The organism is Acinetobacter zhairuonensis (genome assembly GCF_022601715.1).
Classification (GTDB): domain Bacteria; phylum Pseudomonadota; class Gammaproteobacteria; order Pseudomonadales; family Moraxellaceae; genus Acinetobacter.
Map to the genome: position 1 here is coordinate 1 of NZ_JAKVIM010000002.1, position 17,149 is coordinate 17,149.

Here is a 17,149-nt window from a genome sequence, read left to right on the forward strand (position 1 = left end):
CCATCGATCAGTTCAGCAGGCTGTCCTGCTGTGCCAAAACCACCAATCATGATGGTTGAGCCGTCGGTGATTTGGGAGAGCACTTCCTCGAGGGATGCCGCACTTTTATCTATCATTAGATAACTCCATTGTGCATCAAGCAAATTTGAAAAGGCGCGGAAATCTCACTTATACTGGAAGATGATTGAGCTAAAACAACATTCCCTAGTCTTTTAGTTTGATTTCCTTATGTGTTCATTTTTTATCATTTATGGGGTTTAAGCTAGATGGTCAGACCGGTTATTGTTCGATCATCGAACTTTTTTACCTACTATCGAACAAAACCTGATTTTTTCAGTCTGATTTCACGCTATAGTAAAAAAAGCGAATACTTAAAAATTTAGGGAAACCAGTCATGGATTCGGATTTAAATAAAACTGAAAAGCTGCTGCAAAATAAAGACAATAAAAAAATTATTCGCCATGAAGACTTTGTGGCAGGAATCAGTAAAGGCATGGCTATTCTGGATTGTTTTGGTGCCGACCGTCATCGCTTGAATATTTCCATGGCTGCCGAACGTACAGGAATGACCCGAGCAGCTGCACGGCGTCATTTACTCACGCTTGAATATTTAGGCTATTTAGAATCGGATGGTCATTATTTTTATCTGACTCCTAAAATTCTAAAGTTTTCAGGTGCTTATCTGAGTGGCGCACAACTTCCGAAAATCTCTCAACCCCTGCTAAATCTACTCACCAATCAAACATCACTGATTTTTTCCGTGATGGTGCTGGATGGTTATGAAGCCATTACCATTGCCCGTAGTGCAGCACATCAGCAAACAGACCGCGTCAATCCTTATGGTTTACATTTGGGTAACCGCTTGCCTGCACATGCCACCTCTGCAGGTAAAATTTTACTGGCACATTTAGAGCCTAATGAACAGAGCGAATGGCTAGAGAAATATCCACTGCAACGTTTAACCAAATATACCCATACAGACAACGCAACTTTTTTAAACTTACTGCATGAGATTAAAGAACAGGATTGGTGCTATTCCAGTGAAGAACATGAATTAGGGGTACATGCACTGGCTGTACCCATTTATGCGCAATCATCCAAAGTCATTGCTGCACTGAATATTGTGTCTCCAACGACCCGCACCACCAAAGAATACCTGATCCAACATATTCTGCCTTTGTTACAGGAAACGGCGCGGGAATTACGCAATATTTTATAAAAAAGCAGAAGTACACCTTGTGATAGTTAAATGTGCTTGCTTTTTCCATAACCATCTAAAATAAAAAGACCGCTTTAATGAAGCGGTCTTTTATATTTAGAGACTCACTCTAATGCCACTTTTTTATAGCTTAATCGGCTATAGAAAAAGATCAGTAAGCCCAATAAATACAAGCATCCTGATAACAAAAGCAATGAAACCCCTGCTGCATAAAGCAACCAAGCCGCATAAATCACTGCGACTGCTGCAATCCAAATATGTTTGCTGCGTTTATTCCTGACCGATTCTTTTAAATAGAATGCTGAAACCAAGAAATATGGCAAAAGAATCATTACAGATGAAATCAGCAATAATTGCGTGTAGTTCTTGTCAAAGAAGCACACGGCGATGAGGGAAACCTGTACCACAATTGAAGTTAACCATAGCGATGCAATTGGCACACCGTTTTGATTAGTCTTTAAAAACACAGCAGGAAATGCTTTGTTTTTAGCCGCCAAAAATGGAATTTCTGTGGCGAACAAAGTCCAACTTAAATAAGAAGAACTCACCGAAATAATCAAACCAAGGGTAATAATAATGGTCCCAGGCAGTCCAATCAGTTGCTCCAAAATGGTTGCCATAGAGGGGTTAGGCATATTGGCAATTTCAGCACGCCCCGTTACCCCATAAGCCAGCACAGTGACCATCACATAAAAACTGAGTGCTAACAACACACCCAACACGGTAGCACGACCAATATCACTTCGTTTCTTGGCACGGGAGGATAACACCACTGCCCCTTCAATCCCTGTAAAAACCCATAGGGTAATGAGCATCAGATTACGGACTTGATCCCAAACCGGCACTTGCAAAGTAAAATCGCTAAAATTCAGTTTAAATAGATCCAGTTTAAACGCGACAAAACTACAAGCAATAAAGATCACCAAAGGCACAATCTTGGCAATGGTTGCAATTAAGTTGACCAATGCTGCTTCTTTAATGCCCTGACTCACCAACCAATGTACAATCCAGACAAAAATGGATGAACCAATCAGCGCATATATCGTATTGCCTTCACCGAAATACACATGTTCAGGACTATCGGTAAATAAACCCACACCTGCAAAGGCAATCACAACATATCCGACAATCCCAATGGTGGTACATAACCAATAGCCCCAAGCAGAACAGAAGCCAATCAGTTCACCAAAGCCCTCTCGGGCATAGTTATAAATACCACCATCAAGGTCAGGGCGTTGTCGGGTTAAAAAAAGCAGTGCAAAGGCTAGGAAAAGAATGCCGACTCCAGTAATGAGCCAAGCAAGCAGTAATGCCTGACCATTTGCCACTGCAGCCATATTTTGTGGCAGGCTAAATACTCCCGAACCCACCATAGAACTAAACACTAAGGCGGTGAGGGAAAGTAAGCCAATTTTAGCTGTAGACATAGGAAAGTATTACTGTTTAAAAAATTGAGAAAGTTCTGCAATATGTTCAGGACCAATACCACAGCAGCCCCCAATTAAAGTTGCACCTGCGGCTTGCCATTGTCGTGCAAAGTTCAAATACAACTCAGGATTCAGATCGGCACGGATTTCATCCAAACCATCATTTGCAGTGGCTTCGCTGTTCTGTGGAGGAAAGGCATTGGCATAAGCCCCAATTTGCACTGTCTCAGGCAAGAGTGTCTTAATTTCTCGAATGGCTTGTAATACCACTTCTGGCTGACAACAATTAAACAATACAGCATTCACATTCAAACGTGTAATCAGCTCAGCAGCTTGTTCTAGGCTTTCACCCGAACGCAACAAAGGATGTTCAAGTCGAATTTCATCTTGCAAGGTAAACGAGACCCAAAATTCACGGTCATCTTGCGGTAATAACGCATGTACTGTTTCAACTTCTTTAAGACAAGATTGTGTCTCTGCCAGCCAAAAATCTACATCTGGCGAAAGCGCTGCAATAATTGGCTTTGCTAAAGTTTGAGCTTCAGCTTCTTTGAATAAGTCAGCACGGTAAGAACCAAATAACGGCGGCAGACAACCCGCGATGCGAACATCTTTACCACTCTCTGCCACAGCATTTTTCGCCTGCGTTACCGCAACTTTCACCAAGCTCGTCACTTCATTTGCAAAGCGTTGCTCACCAATATGAAATGGAACCACCGCATAATTATTGGTGGTGATGACTTCTGCACCCGCTTTAATAAAGTCTAAATGAACCTGTTTAACAATTTCTGGCGCTTCCGTTAAAGCCAAAGCCGACCATTCAGGTTGTCTAAAAGGTGCGCCTCTACGCGCAAGCTCACGACCGAAACCACCATCTAATATTTTCATAAAGTTAAGTTATATTAAAGAAAGATGCTGATTATAGAGAATTTCTGAAAAGTATTAATGCTTGAATCCTCCAAACAATATCTTTATTTCAGCTAATCAAAATTCATTTTTCTAATAATTAAAGTCCATAATCTACATGCTAAATGCATCAGCTTCATTCAAAATCATGGTAATTAGGAAACATAAAAATCACGAATGTATCATTCAACAAATGATTTTCTTCATTGTGAAAGAATCTTCCAGCAAAATGCTAGATCAACAAAAACCCATGCTGAATCAAGCTAAAATAAATTAATCCAGTACCAATAATGCTGTATGACCTCTCAGGCAAGCCCATGAATCAACCTCCTCTACCACCCTCCGAAAGTTCAGATGTCCAGACTATTCCTTTTTGGAACGCCCTAAAATTTTGGTGGAAATTGGGTTGGATCAGTTTCGGTGGTCCAGCGGGGCAAATTGCATTAATGCATCAGGAGCTGGTGGAAAACAAAAAATGGATTTCTGAAAAACGTTTTTTACATGCACTCAATTACTGCATGTTGTTACCTGGTCCAGAAGCACAACAATTGGCGACCTATATTGGCTGGTTAATGCATAAAACCATGGGGGCGCTTGTGGCTGGGCTGCTGTTTATTTTGCCTTCATTGTTTTTAATCATCGGGCTTTCTTGGATTTACATTCAGTTTGGTGATGTTCCCTTCATTGCGGGCTTATTTTATGGCATTAAGCCTGCGGTCACGGCGATTGTGTTTCACGCCACCTATCGTATTGCCAAACGTTCATTAAAAAATAGAATTTTATGGATAATTGCCGCTATGGCTTTTATCTCAATTTTTATCCTCAAGCTGCCCTTCCCGTTAATTATTTTAGCGGCTGCCCTTCTAGGCTTTATTTTGGGTCAATATTTCCCGCAATATTTAAGTGACACTTCACAACACGCCACACCAACTCAAGATTATGGTCCAGCCTATATTGATGATCATACTCCTACGCCAGCACATGCCATGTTCAAATGGTCACGGCTGTTCAAAGTCGTGCTATTTGGTGCAATCTTATGGTGTCTACCCATGTTGAGCTTAAGTCTCAGTTTGGGATGGGAGCATCCTTATACGCAAATGGCTTGGTTTTTTACCAAAGCCGCTTTACTGACCTTTGGCGGTGCTTATGCGGTCTTGCCTTATGTGTATCAGGGTGCTGTGCATCATTATGGCTGGCTCAGTGCCAGTCAAATGATCGATGGTCTGGCTTTAGGTGAAAGCACCCCGGGGCCTTTAATTATGATTGTTGCCTATGTCGGGTTTTTAGGCGGATTTAGTCAAGCTGTACTCGGCAATGAGCATGTGTTTTTGGCAGGTGTCATCGGGGCTTGTATCGCGACTTGGTTTACCTTTTTATTTTCATTTATTTTTATTTTAGCTGGTGCACCCCTAATTGAATCTACACAGCATCAAATCAAGTTAACCGCACCCTTAACCGCCATTACCGCAGCGGTGGTGGGTGTGATTCTGAATCTGGCATTATTTTTTGCCTATCATGTGTTGTGGCCGCAAGGCTTTTCGGCAGAGCTCGACTGGATTGCCCTACTCTTAACTCTAATGGCAACTGCCTTACTGTTCTATTTTGAATGGAATGTAATGAAAGTGCTGTTCATCTCTGCGGTTTTGGGCTTGCTGGTTTATCTCTTTTAGGGGAATGATTCAGTCTGAAAATGGATTTGATCCAATATCATCTCGCATGATTATTTCCATCGGACTTAATACAGAAAATTTAAACCTGCTCACTTGAGTTGTTGGTTTTTAAGGCATTGGCATCCATTTTGCTTAAAAGTATTACGCTTTTAAAAATTCGTAATACTAGGTGGGCAAGCACTATGGGCTATGTTGCAACTGAACTTAACCACAAAAACAAGCTGATTCTGGGCTTTTGCTCGTTTCTCATTCCAATCTTAATCTGGTGTGCGGTTAGCTATTTACCCTTTATTTGGCATCCACAAGTTCAAATTACCGATTCTGGCAGTGTGTCTTACTTCCAAGTCGACAGTCGGGTCGATAAAACTCTGTTCTATAATGAAGCACAAAGTGCAGTCAATCAGGGTGATGCGCCACCTCAAGGCAAACTGGTCAATCCCATTTATCTGCCTGCACCCGATGAAGTTGCAACCGCATTATTTACCGCTTTTACCACCCCACCTGTGCAAGCGGATGCGCCTTGGTTTCATCAAAGTCTCTGGCATAGTATCAAGCTGGTGTTTACCGCTTTTTTCTTATCTTCTTTAGTCGGTATTCCTTTAGGCATTTTGTGTGGTTTCTCATTCAAAATTTCAACACTGACCGAACCTTTTGTCGAGTTCTTCCGTTACCTTCCGGCACCTGCTTTTGGCGCACTGGCGGTTGCCATTCTTGGCATTAATGATGCACCTAAAGTCGCAATTATTGTAATTGGCACGCTGTTCCAACAAATCCTGATTATTGCCAATACTACACGCATGGTCGATCGCGGTTTGATTGAAGCAGGCTATACCCTTGGCACCAATAAAATGAAAAGCCTATTCCATGTGGTGATTCCTGCTGCAATGCCCGATATATACCGTGATTTACGCGTATTACTGGGTTGGGCATGGACCTATTTAATTGTGTCTGAATTGATTGGCACCACCTCGGGGATCACTTGGTTTATTACCCAACAAGCGCGCTACCAAAATTTTGACAATGTCTATGCCGCCATCCTGATTATTGGTGTGATTGGACTGGTCTGTGACGTAATTTTAATGAAACTGGGCGAACGCATGTTCACATGGAAAGCAGGAGCAAAATAATGACGACCCACTCAAATTTTGATGCGAAACAACATTTTGAACAGATTTATCAACGCCCTGTGATTTTAGAAGCCAAACAACTCACGCAAGTATTTCAGCATGGCAAGACCCAACGGACTATCTTGAATCAACTGGATCTTAAAATTCATAAGCGCGAGTTTATCTGTGTCATTGGTCCTTCAGGTTGTGGTAAATCGACTTTTAGCCGTGTGGTGGCGGGACTCGACCCCTATCACAGCGGTGAATTATTGGTGGATGGTTTGCCTATTACTGGACCAAGTCCTGAACGTGGCATGGTGTTTCAGGGTTATACCCTGTTTCCGTGGAAAACCGTAAAAGAAAACGTGATGTTCGGTCCACTAATGAAAGGTGCCAGTCATGCCTCCGCAGAAGCACATGCGCGGGAATGGATTAATATTATCGGCTTAGAAAAATATGAAAATCAGTACCCGCACCAACTTTCAGGCGGGATGAAACAACGGGTTGCGATTGCCCGCGCACTGGTCAATCAACCGAAAATATTGCTCATGGATGAACCTTTTGGTGCACTCGACCCGCATACCCGACAAAAAATGCAAAGGCATTTAATGGATTTATGGCAGAACATCGACATCACCATTATTTTTGTTACCCATGATATGGACGAAGCCATTTTACTGGCAGATCGAATTGTCGCACTAAAAGCCAATCCAGGGGAAATTAAAGAAATTATTGAGGTGGATTTACCGCGACCACGCAATGCAGAACTGATGCTTACGCCCGAATTTAAACGCTTACGCGAACGTGTCGATGCCTTGGTCCATGCACAGGAAGATGAACTCGATCCCGCACTTGAAGAACTGCCTAAAATTCCACGTATGACACAAGTCAGTACACACAAATAAGACACTTATAAATAATCATAACCTTTGGGACGACCCAAAGTGTTGAACAATACGTTGGACGACCAACTTTTGGTGATGATCATGCAATCGGATTATGTATTACCACTGGTAGAAATTTCAAAACTCAACAGCCCCAATCTTGAAGATCGTTCATCTGTTGCACAGGCACTCGATCAAGCCTGTAAAGAAGTCGGATTTTTATATTTAAAAGGTGAGCAATTCCAACCCGAACTCTTTGAGAATTTATGTCGGATTAGTGCGCAATATTTTGCCCGTGAAGAGCACATTAAAATGCAGCACTACATTGGTTTTTCCGAAAATCATAGTGGCTATGTTCCGATTGGAGAGGAACAATTTGTCAAAAATGTCTATGACCTTAAAGAATCTTATGATGTGAATTATGACTATTTGGGCACAGAACAACGGCGCCCTTTAGTGGGACCGACCCAGTGGCCCGAAGATGCAGAATTTAAACAGCATGTATCGGAGTATTATCAACATCTAAAAGATATTGGTCAGCAATTGTTCCAGTGTTTTGCTCTAGCCCTAGGTTTAAAGGAAACCTATTTTGATGCACATATTGCCCATGCGCCAAGTCAACTGCGACTGATTCACTATCCGTTCAATCCACAGGCACAAGACCAAGAAGGTATGGGAGCACATACCGATTATGAATGTTTTACCTTACTCCTTCCGACAGCGCCTGGTCTACAAGTTCTGAATAAACAAGGGGAATGGATCGATATTCCCTTACTTGAAAACACATTAGTGATGAACATTGGTGACATGATGGAAATTCTGTCCAATGGACGTTACTTAGCCACCAAACATCGTGTGAAAAAAGTGCAACAAGAGCGTTATTCCTTCCCGTTATTCTTCTCGTGTGATTACGACTATGTGATTCAACCTGTGATCGATACCGATCAACCTCTTTATGCCCCTTTGAAAGGCGGTGAACACCTATTCAATCAAACTGCACAGACCTTTCATTATTTAAAGCAAAAAGTCGCATCGGGGGAAATCGTGCTGCAAAATGCACGTCCGTTGTATTCCTTTGGTCTCAATGAACAAAAGGAATTGTCATGAATCTCATCGAATTATCTGCTGAACTGCCCCCAACGGATCTTGCCACATTACAACTTCCAACTGCTTTACTGGGTACATTCCGACGCAAAAGCATCAGCTTTTGTAATGGTGCGACGGATGAGAAAACCATCGTCTACTGGTTTCAATCCAAATCTTTTACCATAGATTTACGGCTTAAAGATGTCACTCAAACCCCAATACTGCAACGACAAGGCTGGCTTGGACAAACCCATTGGGACAGTCAACAGCAACTGCTGTCTTGGCAGGTTGAGCCACATGCCAACTATCAAAACCACATTCAATGGCCTGAACCTGCAACACTGCATTGCATTGGCAACTGTATTTTGGAGTTTTCACCCAGTAATGCCTATGTAGAAGATTGGCGTCAGCAAGCCAGTCAAGGCATGTACTTAGGCTTACGTTTAGAAAAAGCCATTCATCTCAAATCAAATACCCTCATTCAGCTCGATGCTGGTCTGATTATTTGTGGTGATTGGGTGGCTTATGCGCAGTCTCGACTACCACAAAATCAGCAAGCCTTAGAATCCTTTAGCGATCTAGCAGAGGCACATGCTGCTGGGGTTAGTTTAGAACAGATCAATCAATTTGAAGTTTCAGTCGGCACCCTGTCACAAGGCGTTCAATTCAGTACTCAGAATCATCGTTTACATCAGCCCGTTCAACTAGAGAGTTTTGAACGCGTCAGTGAAAATAAATTAAGACAGGTGAAAGAGATTGAAGGTGAAGCTTATGCCTTATATTTCAACGTAGACATGTATCAGCCACACCACACTTTTCAAACTCAAACGACCACTTCGGATGCAAGTCAAACTTGGCTCGCTCAAGAAGCTGAGCATCTGTTACACCATGCTCAAGCCACATTATAAATAGGTGATTTCTTGATAGCATTCATTTATTTAGGTATTGCAATTATTGCTGAAGTGATTGCCACTTCAGCCTTAAAAGCCTCACAAGGCTTTAGTGTCCTGATTCCATCTGCGATAACAGTATTGGGTTATGCCATAGCCTTGTATTTTCTATCTTTAACCTTAAAAACCATCCCAATGGGCATTGCTTACGCCATTTGGTCAGGTGCAGGGATTATCCTCATTTCGCTGGTGGGCTGGTTTGGCTTTAAACAACAACTCGATTTTCCTGCCTTAATTGGTTTAGCTTTAATGATTTCAGGCATTTTGGTGATTAATATTTTTTCTCAAAGTACCCACCTTTAATTTTTATTTAGTTCATCCAACAAAAAGCCCAGATCAATTCTGGGCTTTTCGTATTCTGACTTTACTTATTGCGCTGCTTGCACCAACTCTGGATAAATTAAGCCATCCACGTCCAATTTAGTTTTATAAATCCCGTTGGTCACATTAAATTCATTCACATGATAAGTTGAACCATAAAGCGATTCAAAGCCAGAGCTTTTGGTAAATACTTTCTTGTTTGCAGCCAAATCTAATAAATTCGTACCGCCAATAAACTGTTCATACTGCTGCGGATCAACCCCAACGCGATTCGACATGATTTTTACAGCATCGGCATGAGTTGCTGGGTCATTAATATATTTTACCGTTTTATCCCAGACTTGAATCAGCTTCGCCCACTGTTCTTTATTGGCAGCCAAATGACTCATATTCACAGTCAAGGTGTCATAAATCAGACCCGGTTTATCTTTAGAGGTATAAATAATTTTCGAACCCGCCACCGATTTTAATGCCTGATTCGCCACAGGTTGCCATACCGCAATTGCATCAATATCTTTGCTTGCAAATACTTGTGGTAATTCATTGGTCATTGAATTAACCAGCTTCACATCTGCAAATGGAATTTTGGCATCAGTTAATGCAGTTGAAAGTAACAGGTGATCCACCAAGCCTTTTTCAGTCGCAATCGATTTCCCTTTTAAATCTGCAATGCTGTTAATGCCTTCTTTGGCAATAATCACATCATTCCCCGCAGAATAGTCGGTTGCCATAATCATGATGCCTTTGGTTCCGCCCGATGCCGTCACCAAATTATCACCATTGGTGACCAAAACCGCATCTAACTGGTTCGCTGCAAATGCCGACAATGAAGCCGAATAATCAAACCATTTAAATTCGACAATTAAGCCTGCATCTTTTAACCAGCCTTTTTCAATGGCAACTTGCCAAGCCACAAAACCAGGCCAGTCACTATAGCCAATGGTCATTGCCTGAGTCGCTGCTGCTGTTTCAGTCTTCTTTTCAGCTTCAGGTACTTTGGCGGTATTGTCACAACCTGAGAGTAAAATACCCGCAACTACTGACATTGATAACACTGCTTTTTTCATCATTTTCAGGTTCCCCTAAGATTATTCGACATTTTGTGGGATTGGTGGCATCACCGCATCCATCAGTTCAAGGTGTCCGTTAATGACCCCTTTCAAGGCAATAAATTGCTGGCTCATTAATTTTAATTCTGCACTTTTGCCCTGCATGAGCATGACTTCCATAATTTTTTGCTCATCCAATTGGATATGCAGCGAGCTAATCACTTGTTCTAAATATTGCTGTTGCAAATCCATCAACTGCACCCGTAATGGCATGGAACTGGCGTCATACAGCAAGGTTAGCGTTCCCACCATGACCGCATTTTGTTGTTCTTCTACCGCAATTAAGTGTTTGTGAATCATGTCGACAATGGCTTGCGAACGGCTTTCATAGCCTTGATCGACAATTTTCTGATCCAGCGCACTTAAGGTACTTTCTGGCACCGTGACACTGATTCGGGCAAGTTTAGGTTTAGGCACAGTTCACTTCCGCAATGATTCAGGGTGATGAGGGTCTTGCTTGATATAAAAGCCAGCTCTCACACTCAACAACTCCAGTAAAAACTGTTTAAAGAACTGTGATGTCTTCTTGGCTTGATTCTGCGGCTTTTGCATCTGTGGCTCCTCTTTGGTATTACCAAATTCGAATTTTGTATTACTCGAATAAATGCAGAAAGCGTGCCAGTTTGATGGAGGATATTTACGGTTTTATGGACTGAAAAAGCTTATTATTTGTGCAGAAAATTTAGTCTTGTGCTAATACGGGGCATGACAATTAATTAGACATAATTTGAGATTTTCTTGATTAGATTCAACTTTCTATTTTTATGTAATATCATGTGTTTATAAAAAACTTACGTATATTTAAAGATGAACAACAAACTCTATTATTGGGCTGAAAATTTAGAAGACTATAGTGCTTACAATGAAGAAGACTATGATCAGGTGATAGAAATAAAACGATTGAACTTTTTTATTGGTAAAAATAATGCTGGTAAGAGTCGGTTTTTAAGAAAATTATTTCAAGCAAAGAAAACTTTTAAAGAATTTCAAAAATATGATCTTCAAATTGAAATAGATAATCTAATTTATTTTTTAGAAAAAAATAAGTTTCATAGACCTACGCAACATGGCACAGATAACTCGTGGAGGTCAGATGGGTTTTCACCTCTACCTCACACAGAAAAAGTAAAAATAATAGAAGATTTAAGATATTTAGACTCTTTGAAATTTAAGTTTGAAGTATTGAAAAACTGGTTTTCACAAATTTTAACTACACTTAATCGTTATCAATTAGATTCTCATACATCTAATTCGGATTTTAGAAATCTTTTAACAAAGATCGAAAATAACATACTTCAAATTGAATCACGGAACTGTTTCTCAGATGACAAGCTATATTTACCAATACTACGTGGAATGCGTCCCGTTACAGAAATAGAAAATAAGCTACCCTACATCGAACGTGCACAGAAAGACTATTTTCAGGATCGAGAAAAATACAATTCATCAAATATTATTACAGGTGAATGCCTTTATCATGAGCTAAAAATCCATCTACTTGGTGAGCCTGAACAACGTGACTTGATTAAAAGTTATGAAGAAAAGCTCAGTCAGTATTTTTTTGATAATGACCCTGTTTCACTCATTCCTAAACATGACCAAGATGTAGTCAATATTAAAATTGGTAAAGACAAACAATTCCCAATTTCACAACTTGGGGATGGATTACAACAAGCAATTATCTTGACCTATGAGACTTTTATAAAAAGACAAGATTTAGAAGGCAATGAACAAGTTCACGCATTTTTTATTGAAGAGCCTGAATTACACATGCATGCAGGCATGGTTCGTCAATTGATGAATTTCTACCTAAACGAAACCAAACACTATTATTTCTTTACGACTCATTCCAATCATCTATTAGATATGGCTGATGAATCCGATCAAGTGATCATCCAAAAGTTTGTCAAAGAGCTAAATCAATCTGATTCATCTAAGTTTGATTTTAAAATTTATCGCTGTGACCGTGATCGAGACTTACTTGCTTCTTTAGGGGTTAAACCCTCTTCTGTGTACTTAGCCAATTGCACAATTTGGGTCGAGGGCATTACAGATCGTCTCTATATTACTAAGTATATGGAGAAGTATCTAAGTGAACTAAAAAAATCCAACGAAGTGTTATATAAGAAATATCTCCGCTTTATGCCAAATTATCACTATACCTTTGTGGAGTATGCAGGTAGTAACTTAGTGCATTGGGACTTTAGTGATGAATTTACAGAACATCTTAATAATCAAGGTATGAATGCCCTACTTACCACAAGTAGTGTTCTTTTGATTGCAGATGGTGATATTCAATCTAAAGGCAACCGTGTAGAACAACTGAATCAAACACTAGGTAAACGATTTGTATTATTACAATGTAAAGAAACTGAAAATACACTACCAACAAATTTAATTAATATGGCTTGTCATATTAAATTCTCTGGTTTGAATAAAGCTCTAGAGAGTGATGAAAATCTAAAAACAAGACTAAATAATTTCCTTTCAATAGAAGGAATGCAGACTGTCACTAAAGATGGATTTAATATTAATTTATTACTAGAGGACACAAATTATTTTCATAAATCAAATGGTATTGGAAAAACCATTGATACAAAAATTAAGGTTGGAGACCCCAGAACTGCTGATGATAAACCCAAAAAATGCTTTTCTGATGCATCTGGAACAATTAAAGAGAAACTAAAATTTTGCCGTTTAGTCTTAACCTTAATGGATCATGTTGAATGGGAATTAACTGACTCTGCAAGAGATCTTTGCGAACGAATCTTTACTCATATTGAATCTAGCAACCAATAGAACCAAATAGAAAACCACTTCTAAAATAAAATTATTTCTATTCTAGAAGTGGAACAAAAACAATCTAAGCCACCGGCGCCAATGTAAACAACACTTGCCCTGTTTTCACAGTTTGCCCTTTTTCAATGGTAATGGCTTCAACTTTCATACGTTCAGGTGCCAAAATTGGAATCTCAATTTTCATGGCTTCTATCACTGCCAAAGTTGCACCTTCTTCCACCACATCCCCCGCCTGACATTCAATTTTCCAAATTGAACCTGGCATATGCGACTCTACCGCACAGCCACCGTCTGGAATCAGTACTGCTTCGCCATCATCCACCGCATCTAGACTTTCCGAGACATATTCTGACAAACCAGCTTCATGCCAGCGACGGCGTTCGGCTTCAAAGTTACTTTGTTGCGTGTGCTTAAAAGCTTGAATGGTATCAGCATTTTCCTGCAAGAACTGATTGTATTCTTTCAGGTTCAACACGCCTTCTTCAACGCGAAGGTTTAAACGTCCTGCTTTAAAATCTTCACGCATCTGCATCAATTCAACTTCAGACACTTCATAGAATTTAATCTGGTCAAAGAAGCGCAGTAACCACGGTTTACCATCCTCAAAATTGGCATTTTTACGGTAGCGACTCCACATTTGCGTGGTACGACCTACAAACTGATAACCGCCCGGACCTTCCATGCCGTACACGCACATATAAGCACCGCCAATGCCGACGGCATTTTCAGGTGTCCAAGTTCGTGCAGGGTTATATTTGGTGGTCACTAATCGTTGACGCGGGTCTAAAGGCGTTGCCACAGGCGCGCCCAAATACACATCGCCCAGTCCCATCACCAAATAACTGGCGTTATAGACCACATCTTTCACCGCCTGTTTGGAGTCCAAACCATTAATACGGCGAATAAACTCGATGTTATCAGGACACCACGGTGCATCGGCACGCACAATTTGGCTATAGCGTTCAGTTGCCAATTGAGTTTGCGAATCTTCCCACGCCAAAGGCAAATACACGGTCCGCGATGGCACCTGCATTTCAGCAATATCTGGGAGTTGTTCTTCCGCGACTTCCAGCAATCGCAGTAAATCGGTTTGATCCAGCACCAAACAGTCATAATGAATTTGCAGTGAACGAATACCCGGAGTCAAATCAATAATGCCCTTGATATTTTGCGCTTTCATCCACTGCATTAATGCATGAATACGGAAGCGCAGATTCAAATCCAGCACTAGCTCACCATATTCCACCAACAGGTAATGGTTCCCCGCAGGACGATAAACCACGTCTGGGCGTACTCCATTCCCCTTACAAGTATCCAGAATTACATGATTTAAAGTGATCGGTTCGGCTTGCACCGCTTGCGCATAGTGAATGTTTTCAGGTGATGCAGCATCCAGCATGGCTTGATAGTCTTGATTGAGCTGCTTGGCTTGGTGATAACTGACAGGTACAAATTTGACTTTGTCTCCCGCTTTTAATTGTCCTAATTTCCATAATTCAGAATGAATCACCACCGCAGGACAGACGAAACCACCCAAACTCGGACCATCAGGACCCAAGATAATCGGCATATCACCAGTAAAGTCGATTGCGCCAATGGCATAAGCATTATCGTGAATATTGGATGGGTGTAAGCCCGCCTCGCCACCATCTTCACGCGCCCATTCAGGTTTTGGTCCAATCAGACGAATACCTGTACGGCTTGAGTTGAAGTGAATTTCAAATTCATGTTCAAAAAAGGTTTCAATATCTTGCTTGGTGAAAAAGTCAGGTGCACCATGCGGACCATACATCACCGCAATTTCCCAATGCGAATTGAATATAGGGATTTGCTCCTGATTTAAAGCATGTATAGGCTGATCGCTAAAAGATCTGATCGGCAACATATCCCCGACTAGCAAATTACGACCTGCGTGACCACCAAACTGACCTAAGGTAAATGTCGCTTGCGAGCCTAAATACTCAGGAACTTTAAAGCCACCTTTGATCCCGATATAACTGCGACAACCTGAGCTAATTTTGCCACATTTCAGGATTTGCCCTTTCTTCACATTGATGGTTTGCCACATTGGAATGCTGACACCATCCAGTGTGCTTGGCATCTCGCCACCCGTGAGGACAATTTGACTATCGCAATGAAATTTCAGGCTTGGACCTTGCAGAGTACATTCCAAACCCGCAGTATTTTTCTCATTTCCCAACAGTTGATTGGCAACATTCAAAGAAAAGGGATCAATCGCACCTGATGGTGGTACACCTACATCCCAATATCCTAAGCGCCCTGTAACATCCTGAATCGAAGTTTGAATACCCGCCTGTAACACCTCAATCTTTTGAGTTTTCCAAGTAAAGCTATTTAAGAAACGTGTAGTCTGCGTGCCTGCTTGAAACACCTCACCGGCAACAATATTTTGTAAATACTCTAGATTGGTTTCAATTCCTGCTACTTGCGTATTTGCCAACCCCGCGCTCATGGCTTGAATCGCGGTATTACGATCTGCTGCTGTCACAATAATTTTGGCAATCATTGGGTCATAATAGGAAGAGACATTCGAGCCTGTTTCCACCCAAGTTTCAACGCGACAATCTGGATCAAATTCTACTTCAGTGAGTACTCCTGCACTCGGTTGGAAGTTTTTAATCGGGTCTTCCGCATATAAGCGCACTTGAATGGAATGCCCTTGAGACTGTAATGCTGCCGTTGGAGCAATCCAATCACCACTGGCTAAAGTCACCATCCATTCCACCAAGTCCACGGCATAAACCTGCTCGGTCACACCATGTTCGACTTGTAAGCGGGTATTCACTTCCAAGAAGTAGAACTCTTGGGTATCGGTATCCATCACAAATTCAACCGTACCCGCAGAACGGTAGTGCACCGATTGCATCAGTTGAATTGCCACCTGTTGCAGATAATCACGCTGTTCGTCTGACAAATGTGGTGCAGGCGTTTCTTCAATCACTTTCTGGTTACGGCGTTGTACCGAACAATCACGCTCACCTAGTGCCAAGACCTGACCTTGACCATCCCCAAAGATTTGCACTTCAATGTGACGGGCGTTTTGCACAAATTTTTCTAAATACAAGCCCGCATCTTTAAAGTTGGCTTGTGCCAAATAGGAAACAGTTTGATAGGCATCTTTCAGTTCTTCTGCATTCCAGACCAAACGCATGCCAATTCCGCCACCACCCGCGGTACTTTTTAGCATCACGGGGTAGCCAATCAGTTCAGCTTGTGCCAAAGCCTCAGCTTCATCAGCCAACAAGCCACTCCCCGGTAAAAGCGGGACTCGGTTCTGAATCGCCAATTCACGTGCGGTATGTTTTAACCCAAAATCTCGCATTTGTGCAGAAGTTGGACCAATAAAGGCAATTCCTACGGCTTCACATAAATCAGAAAACTCGGCATTTTCCGATAAAAAACCATAACCAGGATGAATCGCTTCTGCGCCTGTTTGCTTGGCTACTTCGAGGATTTTTTCAATATTTAAATAACTTTGGCTGGCGGGTGCAGCACCAATACAGATGGCTTCATCTGCCATGGTTACATGCAAAGAATCTTGATCCGCTTCTGAATAAACCGCTACAGATTGAATCCCCAATTTTTGGAGGGTTCTGATAATACGGCAGGCAATTGCACCACGGTTCGCAATGAGGACTTTATTAAACATAG

Annotated in this window: 15 protein-coding genes; 8 read left to right on the forward strand and 7 right to left on the reverse strand. The window is 41.4% G+C overall.

Features of this window, described 5'->3' with window-relative positions; all coding sequences use genetic code 11:
• On the reverse strand, positions 1-116 hold a 116-nt coding region (locus MKI85_RS01815; RefSeq protein WP_281070016.1), incomplete at its 3' end, for a CoA-transferase.
• A 278-nt stretch (positions 117-394) separates the two neighbouring features.
• On the opposite strand from MKI85_RS01815, the gene pcaU reads away from it, so the two are divergent.
• Entirely contained in the window at positions 395-1,219 is an 825-nt protein-coding gene (pcaU, locus tag MKI85_RS01820) for an IclR family transcriptional regulator PcaU (RefSeq protein ID WP_241624447.1), read from the forward strand.
• Positions 1,220-1,323: 104 nt separating this feature from the next.
• Here pcaU and MKI85_RS01825 read toward each other — a convergent pair whose 3' ends face one another.
• Together MKI85_RS01825 and MKI85_RS01830 are read right to left on the reverse strand one after the other, a co-directional pair.
• Positions 1,324-2,646 (reverse strand): basic amino acid/polyamine antiporter, encoded by a 1,323-nt coding sequence (locus MKI85_RS01825; RefSeq protein ID WP_241624449.1) that lies wholly within the window; start codon positions 2,644-2,646, stop codon positions 1,324-1,326.
• 9 nt (positions 2,647-2,655) lie between these two features.
• Complete coding sequence (locus MKI85_RS01830; protein ID WP_241624452.1) at positions 2,656-3,534, reverse strand: homocysteine S-methyltransferase family protein; 879 nt, start codon at positions 3,532-3,534, stop codon at positions 2,656-2,658.
• Between the two features lie 335 nt (positions 3,535-3,869).
• On the opposite strand from MKI85_RS01830, the gene chrA reads away from it, so the two are divergent.
• The 6 genes from chrA to MKI85_RS01860 all read left to right on the forward strand — a co-directional run bounded on the left by chrA (position 3,870) and on the right by MKI85_RS01860 (position 9,551).
• Entirely contained in the window at positions 3,870-5,222 is a 1,353-nt protein-coding gene (gene chrA, locus MKI85_RS01835; protein ID WP_241624454.1) for a chromate efflux transporter, read from the forward strand.
• A gap of 182 nt (positions 5,223-5,404) precedes the next feature.
• A complete protein-coding gene (locus MKI85_RS01840) occupies positions 5,405-6,349 on the forward strand; it encodes an ABC transporter permease (protein ID WP_241624456.1) in 945 nt (314 codons plus the stop codon).
• Positions 6,349-7,233: an ABC transporter ATP-binding protein gene (locus MKI85_RS01845; protein WP_241624458.1), complete on the forward strand. Its 885-nt coding sequence runs from the start codon at positions 6,349-6,351 to the stop codon at positions 7,231-7,233. The genes MKI85_RS01840 and MKI85_RS01845 overlap by 1 nt, the downstream gene beginning before the upstream one ends.
• 81 nt (positions 7,234-7,314) lie before the next feature.
• Positions 7,315-8,319 (forward strand): isopenicillin N synthase family dioxygenase, encoded by a 1,005-nt coding sequence (locus MKI85_RS01850; protein WP_241624460.1) that lies wholly within the window; start codon positions 7,315-7,317, stop codon positions 8,317-8,319.
• Positions 8,316-9,206, forward strand: a complete 891-nt coding sequence (locus MKI85_RS01855) for a hypothetical protein (RefSeq protein ID WP_241624462.1) — start codon at positions 8,316-8,318, stop codon at positions 9,204-9,206. The genes MKI85_RS01850 and MKI85_RS01855 overlap by 4 nt, the downstream gene beginning before the upstream one ends.
• Positions 9,207-9,221: 15 nt before the next feature.
• Positions 9,222-9,551, forward strand: a complete 330-nt coding sequence (locus MKI85_RS01860; protein ID WP_241624853.1) for an SMR family transporter — start codon at positions 9,222-9,224, stop codon at positions 9,549-9,551.
• Between the two features lie 65 nt (positions 9,552-9,616).
• Here the strand turns inward: MKI85_RS01860 and MKI85_RS01865 are convergent, their stop codons facing one another.
• The 3 genes from MKI85_RS01865 to MKI85_RS01875 are packed head-to-tail and all read right to left on the reverse strand — an operon-like array spanning position 9,617 to position 11,230.
• A complete protein-coding gene (locus MKI85_RS01865) occupies positions 9,617-10,639 on the reverse strand; it encodes an ABC transporter substrate-binding protein (RefSeq protein ID WP_241624464.1) in 1,023 nt (340 codons plus the stop codon).
• A gap of 18 nt (positions 10,640-10,657) precedes the next feature.
• On the reverse strand, positions 10,658-11,095 hold the full coding sequence (locus MKI85_RS01870; RefSeq protein WP_241624466.1) for a CopG family ribbon-helix-helix protein: 438 nt from the start codon (positions 11,093-11,095) through the stop codon (positions 10,658-10,660).
• A 3-nt stretch (positions 11,096-11,098) separates the two neighbouring features.
• On the reverse strand, positions 11,099-11,230 hold the full coding sequence (locus tag MKI85_RS01875; RefSeq protein WP_413351067.1) for a hypothetical protein: 132 nt from the start codon (positions 11,228-11,230) through the stop codon (positions 11,099-11,101).
• Positions 11,231-11,485: 255 nt separating this feature from the next.
• Between MKI85_RS01875 and MKI85_RS01880 the strand changes: the two genes are divergently transcribed.
• Positions 11,486-13,477, forward strand: a complete 1,992-nt coding sequence (locus tag MKI85_RS01880; protein WP_241624468.1) for an AAA family ATPase — start codon at positions 11,486-11,488, stop codon at positions 13,475-13,477.
• A 64-nt stretch (positions 13,478-13,541) separates the two neighbouring features.
• Here the strand turns inward: MKI85_RS01880 and uca are convergent, their stop codons facing one another.
• Positions 13,542-17,147, reverse strand: coding sequence for an urea carboxylase (gene uca / locus MKI85_RS01885; protein WP_241624470.1), 3,606 nt, complete (start codon positions 17,145-17,147; stop codon positions 13,542-13,544).
• Positions 17,148-17,149 lie beyond the last annotated feature (2 nt).

Bases quoted from the DNA above. Each gene is read 5' to 3' on its own strand.
- pcaU (WP_241624447.1), top strand. From the start codon at position 395: ATGGATTCGGATTTAAATAAAACTGAAAAGCTGCTGCAAAATAAAGAC.
- MKI85_RS01825 (WP_241624449.1), bottom strand. From the start codon at position 2,646: ATGTCTACAGCTAAAATTGGCTTACTTTCCCTCACCGCCTTAGTGTTT.
- MKI85_RS01830 (WP_241624452.1), bottom strand. From the start codon at position 3,534: ATGAAAATATTAGATGGTGGTTTCGGTCGTGAGCTTGCGCGTAGAGGC.
- chrA (WP_241624454.1), top strand. From the start codon at position 3,870: ATGAATCAACCTCCTCTACCACCCTCCGAAAGTTCAGATGTCCAGACT.
- MKI85_RS01840 (WP_241624456.1), top strand. From the start codon at position 5,405: ATGGGCTATGTTGCAACTGAACTTAACCACAAAAACAAGCTGATTCTG.
- MKI85_RS01845 (WP_241624458.1), top strand. From the start codon at position 6,349: ATGACGACCCACTCAAATTTTGATGCGAAACAACATTTTGAACAGATT.
- MKI85_RS01850 (WP_241624460.1), top strand. From the start codon at position 7,315: ATGCAATCGGATTATGTATTACCACTGGTAGAAATTTCAAAACTCAAC.
- MKI85_RS01855 (WP_241624462.1), top strand. From the start codon at position 8,316: ATGAATCTCATCGAATTATCTGCTGAACTGCCCCCAACGGATCTTGCC.
- MKI85_RS01865 (WP_241624464.1), bottom strand. From the start codon at position 10,639: ATGATGAAAAAAGCAGTGTTATCAATGTCAGTAGTTGCGGGTATTTTA.
- MKI85_RS01875 (WP_413351067.1), bottom strand. From the start codon at position 11,230: ATGCAAAAGCCGCAGAATCAAGCCAAGAAGACATCACAGTTCTTTAAA.
- MKI85_RS01880 (WP_241624468.1), top strand. From the start codon at position 11,486: ATGAACAACAAACTCTATTATTGGGCTGAAAATTTAGAAGACTATAGT.
- uca (WP_241624470.1), bottom strand. From the start codon at position 17,147: ATGTTTAATAAAGTCCTCATTGCGAACCGTGGTGCAATTGCCTGCCGT.